General features: G+C 72.6%; 10 protein-coding genes and 1 pseudogene. 2 read left to right on the top strand and 9 right to left on the bottom strand.

Annotation, left to right across the window (positions count from 1 at the left end; translation table 11 throughout):
* Nucleotides 1-15: 15 nt before the first annotated feature.
* The 5 genes from ACWDUZ_RS05715 to ACWDUZ_RS05695 form a co-directional block, all read right to left on the bottom strand.
* A complete protein-coding gene (locus ACWDUZ_RS05715) occupies nucleotides 16-270 on the bottom strand; it encodes a hypothetical protein (RefSeq protein WP_451630522.1) in 255 nt (84 codons plus the stop codon).
* Between the two features lie 110 nt (nucleotides 271-380).
* A complete protein-coding gene (locus tag ACWDUZ_RS05710; RefSeq protein WP_451630521.1) occupies nucleotides 381-2,513 on the bottom strand; it encodes a PTS fructose transporter subunit IIABC in 2,133 nt (710 codons plus the stop codon).
* A 172-nt stretch (nucleotides 2,514-2,685) separates the two neighbouring features.
* Nucleotides 2,686-3,633: a 1-phosphofructokinase gene (gene pfkB, locus ACWDUZ_RS05705; protein WP_451630520.1), complete on the bottom strand. Its 948-nt coding sequence runs from the start codon at nucleotides 3,631-3,633 to the stop codon at nucleotides 2,686-2,688.
* Nucleotides 3,630-4,391, bottom strand: a complete 762-nt coding sequence (locus ACWDUZ_RS05700) for a DeoR/GlpR family DNA-binding transcription regulator (RefSeq protein WP_451630519.1) — start codon at nucleotides 4,389-4,391, stop codon at nucleotides 3,630-3,632. Before ACWDUZ_RS05700 ends, pfkB begins: the two co-directional genes overlap by 4 nt.
* A 300-nt stretch (nucleotides 4,392-4,691) precedes the next feature.
* Nucleotides 4,692-6,224: an MFS transporter gene (locus ACWDUZ_RS05695; RefSeq protein WP_451630518.1), complete on the bottom strand. Its 1,533-nt coding sequence runs from the start codon at nucleotides 6,222-6,224 to the stop codon at nucleotides 4,692-4,694.
* A gap of 63 nt (nucleotides 6,225-6,287) precedes the next feature.
* Between ACWDUZ_RS05695 and ACWDUZ_RS05690 the strand changes: the two genes are divergently transcribed.
* Nucleotides 6,288-7,268 carry a helix-turn-helix transcriptional regulator gene (locus ACWDUZ_RS05690; RefSeq protein WP_451630517.1) on the top strand — a complete coding sequence of 327 codons (981 nt, stop codon included), beginning with the start codon at nucleotides 6,288-6,290 and terminating at the stop codon, nucleotides 7,266-7,268.
* A gap of 327 nt (nucleotides 7,269-7,595) precedes the next feature.
* Here ACWDUZ_RS05690 and ACWDUZ_RS05685 read toward each other — a convergent pair.
* From ACWDUZ_RS05685 to ACWDUZ_RS05675, 3 genes and pseudogenes are all read right to left on the bottom strand, one after another.
* A pseudogene (locus ACWDUZ_RS05685) lies at nucleotides 7,596-8,186 on the bottom strand (TetR/AcrR family transcriptional regulator); the annotation flags it as partial.
* A 673-nt stretch (nucleotides 8,187-8,859) separates the two neighbouring features.
* Nucleotides 8,860-9,858: a sigma-70 family RNA polymerase sigma factor gene (locus ACWDUZ_RS05680; RefSeq protein WP_451630516.1), complete on the bottom strand. Its 999-nt coding sequence runs from the start codon at nucleotides 9,856-9,858 to the stop codon at nucleotides 8,860-8,862.
* A gap of 593 nt (nucleotides 9,859-10,451) precedes the next feature.
* On the bottom strand, nucleotides 10,452-11,243 hold the full coding sequence (locus ACWDUZ_RS05675) for a dioxygenase family protein (protein ID WP_451630515.1): 792 nt from the start codon (nucleotides 11,241-11,243) through the stop codon (nucleotides 10,452-10,454).
* Between the two features lie 98 nt (nucleotides 11,244-11,341).
* On the opposite strand from ACWDUZ_RS05675, the gene ACWDUZ_RS05670 reads away from it, so the two are divergent.
* Nucleotides 11,342-11,887: a MarR family winged helix-turn-helix transcriptional regulator gene (locus ACWDUZ_RS05670; protein ID WP_451630514.1), complete on the top strand. Its 546-nt coding sequence runs from the start codon at nucleotides 11,342-11,344 to the stop codon at nucleotides 11,885-11,887.
* 25 nt (nucleotides 11,888-11,912) lie between these two features.
* Here the strand turns inward: ACWDUZ_RS05670 and ACWDUZ_RS05665 are convergent, their stop codons facing one another.
* Nucleotides 11,913-13,475: an MFS transporter gene (locus ACWDUZ_RS05665; RefSeq protein ID WP_451630513.1), complete on the bottom strand. Its 1,563-nt coding sequence runs from the start codon at nucleotides 13,473-13,475 to the stop codon at nucleotides 11,913-11,915.
* Nucleotides 13,476-13,542 lie beyond the last annotated feature (67 nt).

Here is a 13,542-nt window from a genome sequence, read left to right as displayed (position 1 = left end):
CGGGCCCTGGCGTCGTCAGCGGCCGTCGCCGAGTTGCCGCATCAGGCCGGCGAAGGCGGCCCGTTCGGCCGGAGTCAGCTCGACGTACTCCCGGTGGGGGCCCGAGCCACGCTGCGCCGGGAGGGTCGACAGGCCCCGGACGCCAGGCCGTCGGCGAATCTCGAACTGCAGGCCGAAGCGGTAGCCGGCGAGGCCGATGGCGCAGACGATGACCAGCACGGCGGGCAGAACCACACCGAACCAGATCAGGATCGAGACGTGCTCAGGCATGTCTCCAAGTGAACACCACGGTCCGGGGCGTGGACCCCGGACCGTGACGCATCTCGCAAGTGACCTGAACTACTCACAGCACCTAAAAGGGGCGGCGGACACGCCGGCCGTCAGGCCGCGACCGGCTGCTCGCGCCCGGCCGACGCTGCCTGCGCACCCCCGCCGGCTTCCTCGCCGCCCGCCCCGGCCGCCGCACCCGGCGCCGGCGTGCGCAGTGTTTTGAGGACGACCACCAGCGCGGTCGTCACACACATGCCCGCCGCGATGGCGATCAGGTACAGGAACGGATTGCCGATCAGCGGGACCACGAAGATGCCGCCGTGCGGGGCGCGCAGCGTCGCGCCGAAAGCCATCGACAAGGCGCCGGTGAGCGCGCCGCCGGCCATCGAGGCGGGGATGACACGCAGCGGGTCGGCCGCCGCGAACGGGATCGCGCCCTCGGAGATGAAGGAGGCGCCCAGAACCCAGGCGGCCTTGCCGTTCTCCCGCTCGGCCCGGGTGAAGAGCCGGCCGCGCACGGTGGTGGCCAGGGCCATGCCCAGCGGCGGCACCATGCCCGCCGCCATCACCGCGGCCATGATCTTCATCGCGGAGTCGCTCGGCTCGGCGACCGCGATTCCCGAGGTGGCGAACGCGTAGGCGACCTTGTTGACCGGGCCGCCGAGGTCGAAGCACATCATCAGGCCGAGCAGCGCGCCGAGCAGGACGGCGTTGGTTCCGGTGAGGCCGTTGAGCCAGTCGGTCATCGCCTTCTGCCCGGTGGCGATGGGCTTGCCGATGACCACGAACATCAGGAGCCCGACCACCGCCGAGGAGACCAGCGGGATCACCACCACCGGCATGATGCCCCGCAGCGGCGCCGGGATGCGCACCTTCTGAATGGCCATCACCACACCACCGGCGATCAGACCGGCCACCAGGCCGCCGAGGAAGCCCGCGTTGACGGTGAGGGCGATCGAGCCGCCGACGAAGCCGGGGACCAGCCCGGGGCGGTCGGCCATGCCGTAGGCGATGTAGCCGGCCAGGACCGGAACGAGGAAGGCGAAGGCCACGCCGCCGATCTGGAACAGAAGGGCGGCCCAGCTGTCGGACTGCGTCCACACGAAGTGGTCCATCACCGAGGGCGCCGACTTGATCTCGTAGCCGCCGATCGCGAAGCCCAGGGCGATCAGCAGGCCGCCCGCCGCGACGAACGGCACCATGTAGCTGACGCCCGACATGAGCCATTTGCGCAGCTTCGTGCCGTAGCCCTCGTCCGCCTCACCGGCCCGTTCGACCGGCGTGCCGCCGGGCACCGCCGCTTGGGTCACCTCGCCCCGCGCGGCTTTCTCCCGGACCTCGCCGATCAGGTCGCCGGGCCGGCTGATGCCCGCCTTGACGCCGACGTCGACGGTCGGCTTCCCGGCGAAGCGGTCCTTGTCCCGTACGGGGACGTCGTGCGCGAAGATCACGCCGTCCGCCGCCGCGATCACGCCCGGGTCGAGCCGGGTGAAGCCGGCCGAGCCCTGGGTCTCCACGACCACCTCGACCCCCGCCTCACGCCCGGCGTTCTCCAGCGACTCGGCGGCCATGTAGGTGTGCGCGATACCGGTGGGGCACGAGGTGACGGCGACGATCCGGAACGGCCGCTCTCCGGCGGCGGGCGCGGTGGCGTCCGGCGCCGGGGGTGCCGCCGGTGTGATGGTGCCCGCCGCGGCGTCGGGGGAGGCCGCCCCCGGCACCGCGACGGTGTCCTCGCGGGTGCCGGACGTGTCCGCCCGCACCTGTGCGCGCTCGTCCCGGACGGGCGCCTCCGCGGGAGTCTCGTCGCCGCGGATCAGCGCCGCCGCCGTCGCCGCGTCGCCCACCGACCGCAGCGCGCCGGTGAACTCCGCGTTCATCAACTGCCGGGCCAGCGAGGACAGGATCGTCAGATGGGCGTCGTCGGCACCGGCCGGAGCGGCGATCAGGAAGATCAGGTCGGCGGGCCCGTCCGGCGCGCCGAAGTCGATCCCGGCGGCGCTGCGCCCGAAGGCGAGCGTCGGCTCGGTGACGTGGGTGCTGCGGCAGTGCGGGATGCCGATGCCGCCGTCCAGACCGGTCGGCATCTGCGCCTCGCGGGCGGCCACGTCGGCGAGGAAGCCCTCCAGATCGGTCACCCGGCCATGGGCCACCATCCGTTCGGCGAGCGCGCGCGCCGCGGCTTCCTTCGTGTCGGCGGACAGGTCGAGGTCGACCAGATCCGCGGTGATCATCTCGCTCATCGCGGGCTCCTTAGCACGCGTATCGCCCGGTGGGCGGGGCGGGCGGGGTGGGGACGGGAGAGGGAACGGGACGTGGGGACGGGGGTGGAGGCGCCGCCGGTGAGGGGCGCGCGTGGGGTGCGGCGCCGGGAAGCGGGAGCGGTGGCGCGGCAGGGATCGGAGGCGGGGGCGGTCATGACGGCGGCTTCGTCAGGGTGCGGTCGACCGGCACCTCGGCCGTGACCGTGACCGCCGCCGGGTCCAGGTCGTCAGGGGTCGGCATCACGCTGCCGGGCAGCCGTACGGCGGCGGCGCCGTGGCCGACGGCGCAGGCCAGGGCGTCGGGGCCGGTGCCGCCCGCGATCAGGAAGCCGGCCAGCGAGGAGTCGCCGGCGCCGACGTTGCTGCGGACGGCGTCGACGCGCGCGCTGCCGTACCAGGCGCCCGAGCCGTCCACGAGCAGTTGCCCGTCGGCGCCCAGGCTGGCCAGCACGGCACGGGCGCCCAGCCCACGCAGTTCCTCGGCTGCCTTCAGCGCGTCGCCCACGGTGGCCAGGGGGCGTCCGACGGCCTCGGCGAGTTCCTCGGCGTTCGGCTTGACCACGTCCGGGCTCTCGCGCAGCGCGTGCAGCAGGGCGGGTCCGGAGGTGTCCAGGGCGATGCGTACGCCGGCGGCGTGCGCCCGCGCGACCAGGTCGGCGTACCAGGAGGGGGCGAGTCCACGCGGCAGGCTGCCGCAGCAGGCGATCCAGTCGGCGCCGCGCGACTGCCGCCGCACGGTCTCCAGGAGCAGTTCCTGCTCCTCGGCCGACAGCAGCGGGCCGGGTGCGTTGATCTTCGTCAGGACGCCGTCGGACTCGGCGAGCGCGATGTTGGAGCGGGTGGCCCCGGCGACGGGGACCGGGGCGACCTCGATGCCCTGTGCGTCGAGCAGGTCGGCGACGAGGGCGCCCGGCGCACCGCCCAGGGGCAGTACGGCCACCGTGCGCCGCCCGGCGGCCGCGACGGCACGCGAGACGTTCACGCCCTTGCCTCCCGGGTCCACCCGCTCGCCGGTGGCCCGGACGACCTCGCCCCGGTCGAGGGAGGGCACCTCGTAGGTGCGGTCCAGCGACGGGTTGGGGGTGACGGTGACGATCATGCGCGTACTACTTCCGTACCGCCGCGCTCGATGACGGCGGCGTCCTCGGGGCTCAGTCCGCTGTCGGTGATCAGCAGGTCCACGTCGCCCAGCTCACCGAAGCGGGCGAAGTGCTCCTGGCCGTGCTTGGTGGAGTCGGCGAGCAGCACCACACGGCGGGCGGCGGCGATCGCCGCGCGCTTCACCGCGGCCTCGGCGAGGTCGGGGGTGGTCAGACCGTGTTCGGCGGAGTAGCCGTTGGCGGCGACGAACAGCACGTCGGCGCGGATCTCGCCGTAGGCCCGCAGCGCCCAGGCGTCCACGGCGGCCCGCGTACGGTGCCGTACGCGCCCGCCGACCAGGTGGAGCTGGAGGCCGGGGTGGTCGGCGAGGCGGGCCGCGATGGGCAGCGAGTGCGTGACGACGGTGAGCTCGGCGTCCAGGGGCAGGGCGGCGGCCAGGCGGGCCACCGTGGTGCCGGCGTCGAGGATCAGCGTGCCCTCGGTGGGCAGCTCGGCCAGGGCCGCCCTGGCGATGCGGTCCTTCTCGTCGGCCGCGGTGGACTCCCGCTCGGTGAGGTCCGGCTCGAAGTCGAGGCGGCCGGCCGGAATGGCACCGCCGTGCACCCGGCGCAGCAGACCGGCACGGTCCAGGGCCTTCAGGTCGCGGCGGATCGTCTCCGCCGTCACCTGGAACTCCTCGGCGAGCGACACGACGTCCACCCGGCCGCCCTCTCGGGCCAGCCGGAGGATCTCCTGCTGCCGCTCGGGTGCGTACATGTCCGTTTACCTCCGGCCGATGCCCGAACTTGTGGTTTCGGCGTGAGGCTACGCCCGCACATCCGGAAAGTAAACAGGCTCGGGCGTCGGTCGGACGCGATCGGACTTCCGGTCGGTGTCGTCGCTGTCGTCGCCGTGGTCGGCTTGATCGATCAGCCCGTTCCGCCAGGCGACCCGGTCGGCCCGGCCCGTCCGGTCGGCCCGATCAGCCCCCGAACGTGGCTCGGCTCCCGCGGGGGACGGCAAGGAGCCCGGTGCCCCGATCGCTCGATCGGTACCGGGCTCCCCCACCGGATGGGCTCAGCCGACGAGCTCCCGCTCCGCCCGCGACTCCCGGGCCTGCTCCACGGACTGCTCACCGGCGCCTTCCGCATGCTGGGCCGGGCGCTTTGGCAGCGCGGACATCAGGGCGAAGATGACGACCAGCACCGCGGCCACCCAGAGCAGCGCGTGCCGGAAGGCGTCGACGAAGGCCGGGCCGACCTGGGCCGGGGTCAGCCGGTCCCCGATCTCACCGAAGAACACCACCGACACCAGGCCGAGCCCCAGCGCGTTGCCCATCTGCTGCACGGTGTTGATCAGGCCGGAGGCCGAACCGGCGTGCTCGCGGGGCACCTCCGACAGCACCGCGTCCGTCAGCGGGGCGACGATCAGGCCCATGCCGGCGCCCATCACCACCAGCGGAAGCGCCATCTGCCAGGGAGCGATGTCCTGGCCGTACCGCCCGGACTCCCAGACGTAGATCAGCACGCCGGCCGCCATCAGCAGCGCGCCCGCCTGGAGCACCTTCCGGCCGAAGCGCGGGACCAGCTTCTGCACCGACATCCCGGCCGCCACGGACACCGCGATCGAGAACGGCACCCCGGTCAGACCCGCCCGCAGCGGGCTCCAGCCCAGACCGACCTGCATGTACAGCGTCCACACCAGGAAGAACACGCCCAGCGCGATCCCGAAGACGGTCTGCACCGCGATGCCCGCCGCGAAGCTCTTCACCCGGAACAGCGACAGCTCGACCAGCGGGGAGCCGTCCCGCGCCGCCTTCCGGCGCTCGTACGCCACCAGCGCCGCGAAGACCACCAGCGCGCCCGCCATCGACGCATACCCCCACAGCGGCCAGCCCAGTTCGCGGCCCCGGGTCAGCGGGTAGAGCAGCATCAGCAGCCCGAGCGTCACGAGCGCGACCCCGACCAGGTCCAGTTTCAGCGCGCGCGGCGCCTTCGACTCGCTGATGAAGCGGCTGCCGAGCAGGAACGCCACCACGCCGACCGGCAGATTGATCAGGAAGATCGGCCTCCATTCGAGGCCGAACAGGTTCCACTCGGTGAGCAGCGCACCGAGCAGCGGGCCGGAGACCGCGCCCAGGCCGACGATGGCGCCGAACAGGCCGAAGACCTTGCCACGCTCGTGCGCCGGGAACGTGGCGTGCACGATCGACAGCACCTGCGGGACCATCATCGCCGCCATGCCGCCCTGGAGGATCCGGGAGGCGACCAGCATCTCGGGGTTCGCGGCGAAGCCACACAGAGCGGAGGCGAGGGTGAAGCCGCCGATGCCGACGAGGAACAGCCGCTTGCGGCCGTGGATGTCGCCGAGCCGGCCGCCGGTGATCAGGCCGGCCGCGAAGGCGAGCGCGTAACCGGCGGTGATCCACTGGATCTGGCTGAAGGACGCGCCCGCGTCCCGCTGTATCGAGGGGATCGCGATGTTGACGATCGTGACGTCCACGAGGTCCATGAAGGCCGCGGTCATCACGATCGCCAGCGCGAACCAGCGACGGCGGTCGACCGTCTGCGCCACGCTGTCGGAGGTGGTTGTGGTTCCGGAGGAGGTCATGGGCCACAAGCTAGGACCCCTCTAGGTCAGATCATGTCCTAGAGGTGCGGCATCCTCGTATCCATGACGACGGACACTCCGGCCCGGTTGTTCCAGCTTCTCTCGCTGCTTCAGACGCCCCGCGAGTGGCCCGGCGGTGAGCTCGCCGAGCGGCTCGGGGTGTCCCGGCGCACGGTGCGCCGGGACGTCGACCGACTGCGCGAACTGGGCTACCCGGTGCAGGCGACCAGGGGCTCCGACGGCGGGTACCGGCTGGTCGCGGGCAAGGCGATGCCGCCGCTGGTGCTCGACGACGAGGAAGCGGTGGCGATCGCGGTCGGGCTGCGGGCCGGGGCCGGGCATGCGATCGAGGGCGTGGACGAGGCCTCGGTGTGGGCGCTGGCGAAGCTGGAGCAGGTGCTGCCGGCCCGGCTGCGCCACCGCGTCTCCGTCCTCCAGGCCGCGACGACCCCGCTGACCAGCGGTGACGGCGCTAGTGTCGCTCCGGAGACGCTGACCGTCATGGCGTCGGCGATCGCGGGCCGGGAGCGGCTGCGGTTCGCCTACCGGGCCGGCGACGGCACCGCGACGCGCCGGCTGACCGAGCCGTACCGGCTGGTGTCGACCGGGCGGCGCTGGTACCTGGTGGCGTACGACGTGGACCGGGCGGACTGGCGGACGTTCCGCGTCGACCGGGTGAGCGAGCCGTTCGCGACCGGCGCGCGCTTCGACCCGCGCGAGCTGCCGACCGGGAACGCGGCCGAGTACCTGCGGCAGTCGGTGCAGCGGCGGCAGGAGACGTACGCCTTCACGGTGGACTTCGAGGCGTCCGCCGAGGTGGTCGCGGGGCGGCTGCCCGCGTGGCTGGGCACCCCGGAGCCACTGGCGGACGGCGGGTGCCGGCTGCGGGCCACGGTCGGGGACTCGGTCGAGTGGCTGGCGGTCCGGCTGGCCATGCTCGGCCACCCGTTCACGGTGCGGGAGCCGACGGAACTGGTGGAGTGCGTACGGTCGTTGGGAACCCGGCTGACACGGGCGGCGGACGGCGCCCCGCGGCGGACGTGACAGCAGATCAGACGTCTGGACCGGCGGCGGGTCAGCGGTCCGGACCAGCGGCGGTCCGCGGTCTGGACCGGCGGCAGGTCAGACGCCTGGACCGGCGGCAGTGCCGGGGTGCGGGCCGGGGTCGAGGCCCGCGTCCGGGTAGAGGTCGAGGCCCGCGTCCGGGCAGAGGTCGAGGCCCGCGTCCGGGCCGGGGTCGAGGCCCGCGTCCGGGCAGAGGTTGGAGCCCGGGCCGAGGTCTGGCCCGGCGCCGGGTCCGGGATCCGGGTCGGGGCCGGGTCCGGAATCTGGGTCGGGGCCGTTCTCCCAGGCGAAGTCGCGCAGGGCCGCGAGGTTGCGCAGGGCCGGCGCTGCCGGGCCCTCCGGGCCGTTCGCGGACGCGTCTCCGGCGGCCCAGGCCTCCACGGCCACCCGTACGGCGGCGCTCGCGACGGCGGCGGAGAAACGCAGCCCCTGGAGGGTGGCCCCCGCCGCGTCACCGGCCGTGTCATGGGCGGCGGCCTCGGTGCCGTGGTCCCGGGCGCCGGTCCGGGTCGCCAGCACCTCCGCCAGTTCCCGTTCCGCGTCACGGCAGACGTCGGCCCAGATCTTGCGCACCTCCGGGCTGGTCCCGGCCAGGCGGATGAGGGTGCGGACCCACTCCCAGGAGGCGGCCGAGACACCGGTGCCGGGGGTCAGGGTGTGGCGTACCGCGTGCGCCAGGGCCTCGGGCACGGGGAGTTCGGCCGGGGCCACGCGCACCGCGTCCGTCCACCGCCGTGCGCCCGCCGCGTAGAGCGGAGCCACGGCCTCCTCCTTCGTGGCGAAGTAGCGGTAGAAGGTGCGCGGGGCGATGCCGGCGGCCCGGGCGATGTCCTCGGCTCGGGTGGCGCGCAGGCCCTGGGTCACGAAGAGGCGGGCCGCCGCTCGGGCGATCTCCATGCGGGTGGCGGCCTTGCGGCGCTCGGTCAGGGAGGAGGGGGTGCGGGGAGCGGGGGTGGAGCTGAACACGTCGGCAGGCTATGCCCGTGTGGCAGAATCTGCCACTGGGCGGGTCACCCCGGGGTTCAGGTTCGGGGTGCCCCGCCTCTTCGGCGTACCCGCACCCGCTGCCCCGGGACCTGGCCGGGACCCTCACCCAACTGCCGATCAACGCACCCGCCCATCAGCCCTCGCCCCCATCCCCTCGGACAGAAGTAGAGCCGGGCTCCGGCGCCCGGGGGGAGGGCACCGGAGCCCGGCTCAGGGAAGGTCCCGGCGCCGGGGGGGGAGTGCGTCGGGACGTGGCTCATGTGTCAGTACTCATGCGTCCGAACGGGCCGAGCGGCCGACCGGACATTCAAAGCGTTCGAACCGTCAGGGACGTGCGGGCGGGCATGACGTTCAGTCGTGGTCGCCACCGGCCGAGAGGCCTTGTGGCAACCGAACGGCTGTGCTCGGGAGGGTTGTTCCCGGGGCGCATCCCGTTGAAGCGACGGTACACAGCCATGTTTGCGCTGTCTTTCGCCACCGGGCGTACGCGGTCACGCCCGTCTGCGACGAACGCCCCGTCGCACGCCCACCGCTCGTCTCATCGGCCCGTCCGGCACCGCGGCGGCACCGCGCCGCGGCGTCGTCACGCCGCGGCGTCGAAGCCTGTGTCGCGGGCCAGCTTCTTCAGCTCCAGCAGCGCGTGCTTCTCGATCTGGCGGATGCGCTCGCGGGTCAGGCCGTGCTCCTTGCCGACCTCGGTCAGCGTGCGCTCACGGCCGTCCTCGATGCCGTACCGCATCTTGATGATGGACGCCGTGCGCTGGTCGAGGCGGCCGATCAGATCGTCGAGCTCCTCGCTGCGCAGCAGGGTCATCACCGACTGCTCGGGCGACACCGCGGAGGTGTCCTCCAGGAGGTCGCCGAACTGGGTCTCGCCCTCGTCGTCCACCGACATGTTCAGCGAGACCGGGTCGCGGGCCCAGTCGAGCACGTCGGAGACGCGCTCGGGCGTGGCGCCCAGCTCCGCGGCGATCTCCGCGGGCTCCGGGTCGCGCCCGTGCTCCCGGTTGAACTCGCGCTGCACACGGCGGATGCGGCCCAGCTCCTCCACGAGGTGGACGGGGAGCCGGATGGTGCGGGACTGGTCCGCGATCGAGCGCGTGATCGCCTGGCGTATCCACCAGGTGGCGTAGGTCGAGAACTTGAAGCCCTTGCGGTAGTCGAACTTCTCCACCGCGCGCACCAGACCGGCGTTGCCCTCCTGGATCAGGTCCAGGAGCGGCAGGCCGCTGCGCGGGTACCGGCGGGCCACCGCGACGACCAGGCGCAGGTTGGAGCGGATGAAGACGTCCTTGGCCCGCTCGCCCTCGGCCACCAGGGCCTCGAGCTCCTCGCGGGTGGCATCCGTCCGGGACTCCTCGTACCCGTCGAGGATCTGCCGCGCGAACACACCCGCCTCGATGACCTGGGACAGCTCGACCTCCTTGGCGGCGTCGAGCAGCGGTGTGCGCGCGATCTCGTCGAGGTACATGCCGACCAGGTCGCGGTCGGCGATCTCGCCGCCGTGGGCGCGAACACTGCTTGCCGCGTCGGCCGTCTCGCCGGTGGCGGACTGACGACGGGCGACGGCACGGGTTGCCATGCGTGCTCCCTTGCGATGATGGGTCAGCGGGTGGTCCTTGGAACGCTTGGCACTGTCTTCGGAACTCTCCTCGGGTGCCCGGCATCCGATGGGAACAACGACTTGAAACCGGACAGAATTCCCAACCCACCCCCCAATTTTTCTGATCATGCAGTACCCTGCGGCGCCACACCCGCCGAGCGCCTCACCGGCGTGTACGAGCCCCAGGTCAGGGCGGGGTCCAGAAGATCCCCGCGGGTTCCGGAGAGCCCACCGGTCCGCCCCTGCGCGAGGCGCCCGTCACACGGATGCCGCAGTCCGCGGCGCGCCGGCCGCGACCCCGACAGCGGGATCACCGCAGCCCACGCCACTGCCACCGCGTCCGCGCGCCGGCACGTACCGCTCGGCGTCCGCCGCCTGCCGCCCGCCGCGGAGAGCGGCGCCTTCGACGCCCTCCACCCTGATGGACGGCCCGTGGCGGCGGAAGGTTGCCGCAAACCCGGACTCTCAGGAGATTCCCAGACTCTCCACACCATGGTTGTACGCGGGCGGGGCGCGCACGTTTCAGCCATCCCGCGGACAACCTCCGGGTGGAGCGGCGGCGAGCCCTCCTGTCAGCCGAACTGAACCGACCGCTTGGCCATTCCCATCCAGAAGCCGTCGATCACCGACTTCTGCGCGTCCAGCTCACCGCCCGCCTCCGCCGCGCCCATGGTCACGAACAGCGGGGCGAAGTGCTCGGTGCGCGGGTGGGCGTAGCGGCCCGCCGGGGCCTTGTCGAGGAAGTTCAGCAGTCCGTCCCAGTCGCGGGCCTCCAAGGCGCGCCGGCCCCAGTCGTCGAACTCGGACGACCAGCTCGGCACCCCCTTGTCGGCATGGCGCAGCGCGGCCAGGTTGTGGGTGAAGAAGCCGGAGCCGACGATCAGCACGCCCTCGTCGCGCAGCGGCGCGAGTCTGCGCCCGATGTCCATGAGGCGCTCGGGGTCGAGGGTCGGCATGGACACCTGGAGGACGGGGATGTCGGCGGCGGGGAACATCTCGACGAGCGGGACGTAGGCGCCGTGGTCCAGGCCGCGGTCCGGAACGTCCTGCACGGGCACGCCGGGGGCGCGCAGCAGTTTGCGCACGCTCTCGGCGAGCTCGGGGGCGCCGGGGGCGGCGTACGTCACCTCGTAGTAGCGCTCCGGGAAGCCCCAGAAGTCGTAGACCAGGGGGACCGTCTCGGTGGCGCCGAGGGCGAGCGGGGCCTCCTCCCAGTGCGCGGAGACCACGAGGATCGCCTTGGGGCGGGGCAGATCGGCGGACCAGGCGGCGAGCTGGCCGGGCCAGAGGGCGTCGTCGGCGAGCGGCGGGGCGCCATGGCTGAGGTAGAGGGCGGGCATGCGCTCCCGGGCGATGGCGGACATGGCGGCGACTCCCTGTACGTTACTTGAACTCTAAATCTTTCACAGAAGCCTACTCCTTGGTAGTTCAACATTCAAGGAACTCGCCGTAGAGTGAATCCATGAACACGGCACCTTCCCCCGGCTCCGCCCCCGCGTCGGCCCCCGGACAGCCCGTCCCCGCCGCTGCGCGCTGGCTCACGGCCGACGAACAGCACGTCTGGCGTGCCTACCTGCACGCCACCACCCTCCTCGAGGACCATCTCGACCGGCAGTTGCAGCGCGACGCCGGCATGCCGCACATCTACTACGGCCTGCTGGTCAAGCTCGCCGAGGCCCCGCGTCGCCGCCTGCGGATGACCGAGCTGGCCATGGACGCCAAGATCACCCGCTCCCGCCTCTCCCACGCCGTCGCCCGGCTGGAGAAGAACGGCTGGGTGCGCCGCGAGGACTGTTCCTCCGACAAGCGGGGTCAGTTCGCCGTGCTGACCGACGAGGGCCGGGACGTGCTGCGGCGCACCGCGCCGGGCCATGTGGACGCCGTACGCCAGGCGCTGTTCGACCGGCTGACCCCCGAACAGCAGAAGTCCCTCGGCGAGATCATGCAGATCGTCGCCGAGGGACTTCAGCCGAACGAAGCGGGTGCCGACCTGCCCTGGCTCCGCTGAGGGTGCCTGGACAGGGGTGAGGGCGTCAGTGGGCGATGACCGGAACCGTCACCTCGTCCTCGACGTCCTCGCCGGAGGCCGAGCGCGAACCGGAGCCGGCCACCCGGGTGCTGCCCGGCCGGCCCGCGTTGACGAAGGTCAGCGCGATGACACCGGCCACGGCCAGGATGCCGACGGCGAACCAGATCGCGTTGGTGTAGCCGTGCACCAGGCCCTTCAGCTGGACCAGCTGCTGGGCGGGCCGCGCCGCACCGGCCGCCGCGATGTGGTCCTTGACGTAGGCGGCCGTCGCGGAGGACGCGATCGTGTTCAGCAGCGCCGTGCCGATGGCGCCGCCCACCTGCTGCGAGGTGTTGACCATCGCGGAGGCGACACCGGCGTCACGCGGCTGGACACCCTGGGTGGCCAGGGACATGGCCGGCATGAACGCCGTACCCATGCCGAGGCCGAGCAGCAGCATCGCGGGCAGCAGCAGGGCCGGGTAGGAGGAGTCGACCTTCAGCTGGGTCAGCAGCAGCATGCCGACAGCGGCGACCAGGAAGCCGGGACCCATCAGCAGCCGGGCCGGGACCCGGGTCATCAGCCGCGTGCCGATCTGGGTGGAACCGGTGATCATGCCCGCGATCATCGGGAGGAAGGCGAAACCGGTCTTGACCGGCGTGTAGCCCTTCACGATCTGGAGGTAGTAGGTCAGGAAGAGGAACAGGCCGAACATGCCGATGATCGCCAGGCCGAGCGAGAGGTAGATGCCACCCCGGTTGCGCTCGGTGACCACGCGCAGCGGCAGCAGCGGGGCCCGGACCTTGGACTCCACCAGCGCGAACGCGGTGAGCAGCACGACGGACGCGACGAACATGGCGACCGTCAGGGCGTCGCCCCAGCCGTCGGACTCGGCGCGCGTGAAGCCGTACACCAGCGCGACCAGGCCGAGGGTGGACAGGATCACACCGGGGATGTCGAGCGGCGAACGGTTGCGGCCGCCGGCCGGCTCACGGATGACGAAGTAGGCACCGGCCGCGGCGAGCACGGCAAACGGGATGTTCACGAAGAACGTCCAGCGCCAGTCCAGGTACTCGGTGAGGAAGCCGCCCAGGATCAGGCCGACGGCGCCGCCACCACCGGCGATCGCACCGTAGATGCCGAACGCCTTGGCCCGCTCCTTGGCGTCGGTGAAGGTCACCGCGAGCAGGGAGAGCGCGGCCGGCGCCAGCATCGCGCCGAACGCGCCCTGCAGCGCGCGGGCGCCGAACATCATCGCGCCGGTCGTGGCCGCGCCGCCGAGCGCCGAGGCCGCGGCGAAACCGGTCAGACCGATCACGAAGGCGCGCTTGCGGCCCCACAGGTCGGCGATGCGGCCGCCGAAGAGCAGCAGTCCGCCGAAGGCGAGGGCGTAGGCGGTGACGACCCACTGCCGGTTGCCGTCGGAGATGCCCAGGTCGGTCTGGGCGGAGGGCAGGGCGATGTTCACGATGGTCGCGTCGAGGACGACCATCAGCTGGGCGAGCGCGATGAAGACGAGCGCTTTCCAGCGGTTGGCGTCGCCGGACTTCTCCAGGACGCCGGGAGCCTTTGCGGCTGTTTCGGACATGGGGGTACCCACTTCAGGACTTCGTGACGGAAAAAGGGTGGCGTGAGGTGACGGCCCGCCCTCAGGG

The organism is Streptomyces sp. NPDC003393 (genome assembly GCF_053589015.1).
This window is presented reverse-complemented; position numbering and strand designations above follow the sequence as displayed.